A 3622-nucleotide genomic window follows, 5' to 3' on the forward strand; every position below is an offset into this window, starting at 1 on the left:
GTTCCAGCCGTTCACGTACCCCTGATGGTGGGTGTCGTGATGCCATTCGAGCACCTGCTCGGAGATGTGCGGTTCCAGCGCGTCGTAGTCGTACGGTAGCGGATCGAGTTCGTAGCTCATCGTTGTATCACCTGTCAATAACATGTACCGGAATCCTGTTAAAGATAATGCGGGACACGATAGCACGCGTCACTGTACACCGCGGATCTCTGACGCCGCGGGTCGAGAGCGCTGACCTTGTGGTTCAGGCCGGGACACGGCTCGGGCGGCGAACGAGTCGTCTCGCTATCGGTGCGTGGACGTAACCAAAAAGGGTTTCTCTGCGTCGAGGCGAGACGCGCGCGGCGCGGAGTGCGCCGCGCTTCCGGTGGGACTGGGATTCGAACCACGGTCGCTCCCTACCGGTCGCTCTCTGATTCGAATCCGCGCACGGAACGCGCGCGGCGCGGAGTGCGCCGCGCGCTCACGGTGGGACTGGGATTCGAACCCAGGAAGCCGTGAGGCTACCGGTTTTCAAGACCGGCGCAATGGGCCGCTCTGCCATCCCACCGCGTCCGGACCGTCGGGAGCGTCCGACTAAGGGGTGTCGGTGTCGCTCGCGTCGGACCCGCGAAGCCGGTAGTGGATCCAGAACACGACGAGCGCGGCGAGAACCGGCGGGACGACGCCCGCGACCTGCGGGAGCCCGTACAGGGCACCGACGACGACCGACTCGGTCGGCTCGCGGAGCTCGGCCGGGGCGGAGATGACCATCCCGATGTACAGCGAGAGAAGGAACAGGAACCCGCCGTACGCGAGCTTCCGGTCGTAGCCGGCCTTCACCGGGTCGCCGCGGCGATGCCGGCGAGCGACGAACAGGAGGGGCGCGAGCAGCGGCGCAACCGCGGCGAACCCGGCGATCACGTACAGGGACCGAGAGAACAGGAACGTCCCGCTCTGCACCTCAGCGGTCTCGGCCATCCAGACGACGAGCGCGAGGGTGACCACCGTCGCGATCACCCCGGCCGCGAGCGCCCCGATCACGCCGTACACGCGCATGGTCCACGACTCGGTCTCGCGGATCGCGTAGGGGATCGCACCGAACACCCCGCGGTAGCTGTCTGCCATCGACGGCGCTACGGCCGACGGCGAATTAAACCCCTCGTCACCTGTCGCGACCGGGCCGAGAGTGGGAGATCGCCGCCGCCCCGAAACCGGTCGCACCGCTTCGGGTGACGTGGACTTTTATACTGCGCGACGGGAGGTCTCCCCGTGGGCCTGTACGACACGTATCTCGCCGTCCGACACCGCCTCCACGACGGCAACCCGCCCGAACACGTCGCGATCGTCATCACTGAGCGCGACCTCCTCGCCGACGGCGCGTTCGACACCCTCTCGGCGGCGCTCGGGTGGGCCTTCGAGTACGGCGCGGAGCGCGTCACCGTCTCGGTGTCCGTCCTCGACGCCGCCGTCGTCCCGACGCTCGTCCGCGAACTCAGGCAGGTCGACGCCCCCCGACGGCTCGTCGTTCGCGGACCGGAAGACGCGGCGCTCGACGAGGCCGAGGGCGCGACCGAGCCCGAGAGCGGTGACGGAAGCGGACCCGGGAATCGGCTTCGCGACGCGAGGGCGAGTGGTGCGAGAGCGAGTGGTGCGAAAGCGAGTGACGCGCCGATCCGGATCACGGTCGGGCTCGGCGGGAAGGCCGAGTTCGCGGCCGCCGTTCGGGAGCTCGCAGCCGACGTGGAGGCCGGCGACCTCGATCCGGAGTCGATCGACGCCGCCGACGTCTCGGACCGGCTCGTGTTCCCCGAGGAGCCAGACCTCGTGATCAAGACCGGGGCCGAGCGGCTCTCCGACTTCGCCATCTGGCAGTCGGTGTACGCGGAGCTCTACTTCACCGACGTGAACTGGCGGGACTTCAGAAAGCGGGACTACCTCCGTGCGGTGCTCGACTTTCAGGACCGGCAGCGGCGGTTCGGTCGGTGAGGCCGGGGTAGCGCGTCGCTACCCTGTTCCCGCGCCCGCGCCCGTGCTTGCGCGTTCTCACCAGACGAACCGGAACAGGAGCGTGAACGTGACGAGCGCGCCGACAGTCGAGAGGATCGGAACGACGTTCTGCATCAGCACGACGCGCGCGCTCGTGGTCGGGTTGAACAGGTCCGACGCCGAGGGGATGTCCGACGGGTCGCCCTCACCGATCGGTCCCGTCTCGTCGGCCTTCAGCGCGCCGACGGAGACTTTCGGCTCCTTCTCGCCGCGGATCCCCTGCTTGACCGTCACGGTTCGCGTCGCGCGACCCCATCCGAGCCCCACGATCGACATCGTCGCGATGATGACGAACGACGCCGGGATGCCGACCGCCGAGAGGCTGATGACGATCCCGGAAGAGACGCAGGCGACGACGATCGCCGCGGTCAACGGGAGGTCGGTGATGTCGTTCCCGAGCGTGTCGAGCGTCCGGCGCGCGATCGTGAACGCTCCGACCGCGACGGCGGCGCTCCCGAGGAGGATCATCGGCGTCATCTCCACGTTGTCGAGCGCGACCAGAGGCGCGATCGCGTTCGCGATGTTCGACGTGCCCGAGGAGAAGGCCATCAGACAGCCGATCGCCATGACGACGAACCCGCCGACGAGCTCGCGGCGCGTCGTGTCCGGGCCCGGTACCGGCTTCGGGATCGCGCCCGAGCGGTCGATCTCGAACAGCGCGCCGTCGGTGCTCTCGATCGCCACCCAGCTGTCGATCGCGGGGTAAAAGTACCGGCCGACGACGCCCGAGACCCAGAACCCGATGATCGGCGCGACNGGCGCGACGATCCACCAGATGGCGATCTCGCCCATCACGGCCCGGTCGAGGGTGCCCGTCGCCAGTCCGAGCCCAGCGATGGCGCCGACCGCCGTCATCGACGTCGACGCCGGCACGCCGGCGAAGTTGCCGACGAACAGCGCGCCGCCGATGAAGAAGAGGACGACGATGCTCGTTTCCAGAGTGAACACGTTGCCGCCGGTGACGAGGTCCTCGCCGAGCGTCGTCACGACGCGCTGCCCCAGCGTCCCCGCACCGATGAAGAAGAACACCGACATCAGCGCCGCGGCGCCCGACTTCGAGATCACGTCCGCGCCGACCGCGGGACCGAACGCCGGCCCGGTCGTCGCGCCGCCGATGTTGTACCCGACGAACGCCGCGACCACGAACCCGACGAGAAGCAAGGCCTCAACCATATACTCGTCATAACGACACACGGCGGGTTAAACGAACAGGTTTCGACGTCCCGACAGAACCGCGACGCCCCCGGCCGCTCGGCGTTTCGAGGGGTCTGTTTAAAAGACCGATCCGGAGCGAGGCGCGACGGATCGGATCCGGGAGTATTTGTCTCGCGGTGGCCTCCGATCCGCCATGCGAACGCTCGTCTTCGACGGCCGGACCGGCGCGGCCGGCGACATGATCTGCGCCGCGCTGATCGCGGCCGGCGCCGACCCGGACGTCCTCACGCCCGTGGCCGACCGGCTGCCGGTCCGGTACGAGGTGGGAGAAACGACGAAGAGCGGGATTCGGGCGACGACCGTCGACGTGCTCCTCGACGACGACGACGGCGACAGCGGCGGCGGAGAGGGCGACAGCGGCGGCGGAGAGGGCGACAGC

Annotated in this window: 4 protein-coding genes, 1 tRNA gene and 1 pseudogene; 2 read left to right on the top strand and 4 right to left on the bottom strand. The window is 68.6% G+C overall.

The genetic code is table 11. The features are described 5' to 3' along the window. The 3 genes and pseudogenes from C468_RS08850 to C468_RS08860 all read right to left on the bottom strand — a co-directional run. Positions 1–120: pseudogene (locus C468_RS08850) on the bottom strand (superoxide dismutase); the annotation flags it as partial. Between the two features lie 346 nt (positions 121–466). Beyond that, positions 467–550: transfer RNA gene (locus C468_RS08855), tRNA-Ser, on the bottom strand. A gap of 26 nt (positions 551–576) precedes the next feature. Continuing rightward, entirely contained in the window at positions 577–1107 is a 531-nt protein-coding gene (locus C468_RS08860; protein ID WP_008848551.1) for a hypothetical protein, read from the bottom strand. Between the two features lie 144 nt (positions 1108–1251). Between C468_RS08860 and C468_RS08865 the strand changes: the two genes are divergently transcribed. Next, the gene (locus tag C468_RS08865; RefSeq protein ID WP_008848552.1) at positions 1252–1968 is read left to right on the top strand and encodes an undecaprenyl diphosphate synthase family protein; all 717 of its coding nucleotides are present in this window, start codon (positions 1252–1254) and stop codon (positions 1966–1968) included. Positions 1969–2025: 57 nt separating this feature from the next. Here the strand turns inward: C468_RS08865 and C468_RS08870 are convergent, their stop codons facing one another. Beyond that, on the bottom strand, positions 2026–3201 hold the full coding sequence (locus tag C468_RS08870) for an inorganic phosphate transporter (protein WP_008848553.1): 1176 nt from the start codon (positions 3199–3201) through the stop codon (positions 2026–2028). A 175-nt stretch (positions 3202–3376) separates the two neighbouring features. Here C468_RS08870 and larC point away from each other — a divergent pair. Continuing rightward, positions 3377–3622: nickel insertion protein (gene larC / locus C468_RS08875; protein WP_008848554.1), on the top strand; the 246-nt coding region annotated here is incomplete at its 3' end.

Origin of the sequence: Halorubrum kocurii JCM 14978 (genome assembly GCF_000337355.1) — an archaeon.
Lineage (GTDB): Archaea > Halobacteriota > Halobacteria > Halobacteriales > Haloferacaceae > Halorubrum > Halorubrum kocurii.

Excerpts from the sequence above, each read along its gene's own strand:
- C468_RS08860 (WP_008848551.1), bottom strand. The coding sequence starts at position 1,107 with ATGGCAGACAGCTACCGCGGGGTGTTCGGTGCGATCCCCTACGCGATC.